This window comes from Desulfosporosinus sp. OT (assembly GCF_000224515.1).
Lineage (GTDB): Bacteria > Bacillota > Desulfitobacteriia > Desulfitobacteriales > Desulfitobacteriaceae > Desulfosporosinus.
This window is the reverse complement of the sequence record NZ_AGAF01000188.1, coordinates 1-763: the sequence shown is the minus strand read 5'-3', so window position 1 is coordinate 763 and position 763 is coordinate 1. Positions and strand designations below refer to the sequence as shown.

The following is a 763-nucleotide window of genomic DNA, read 5'->3' as shown; positions in this document are numbered from 1 at the left end:
TGGGTCAATGAAAGTTACTGAAAGTGGCAATTCAAAACACAGACAACTTCGAATAGAAGACTATCTGCAAAGGGTATCTGCGGAACAGAGAGAGTATGCAGAAGTGTGCGCGTCACCCAAGATGACTGAAACCGACAACACCAACACAAATGAGCAGACGGAAGTTTTGCTTGAGCAAATCCTTAGCACCGAGAATCTAAACCAGGCCTATAGGCAGGTTAAAAGAAACAAAGGTGCAGGTGGAATCGATGGTATGCAGGTGGATGAACTTCAACCCTTCCTGAAAGAACACAAGGATGAACTATTGCAATCCCTCCGGGATGGTAAATACCGTCCAAAACCCGTACGAAGGGTAGAAATACCCAAAGAGAACGGAAAGACAAGAAAACTGGGAATACCCACCGTCTTAGACAGGTTAATTCAACAAGCGATAACTCAAGTGCTAAGTCCCATCTTTGAGAAACAGTTCTCAGACAATAGCTTTGGATTCCGACCGAACCGTAGTGCCCACGGTGCTCTAAGAAGATGCCAAACCTATATCTCAGTAGGTTACAAATATGTAGTGGATATGGATTTGGAGAAATATTTCGATACGGTAAACCAAAGCAAGCTGATTCGGATTTTGTCAGAGACGATAAAGGAGGGCCGGGTCATATCTCTGATTCACAAATTCCTAAAAGCAGGAGTTATGATCAACGGGATGTTTGAAGAAAGTCCAGAAGGCGTACCGCAGGGGGGCCCTTTGAGTCCGTTACTTGGCAAC

General features: G+C 44.7%; 1 protein-coding gene. It reads left to right on the top strand.

Translation table 11 applies throughout. The features are described 5' to 3' along the window. Nucleotides 1–7: 7 nt before the first annotated feature. Nucleotides 8–763: reverse transcriptase domain-containing protein (locus DOT_RS18680; RefSeq protein ID WP_040412830.1), on the top strand; the 756-nt coding region annotated here is incomplete at its 3' end.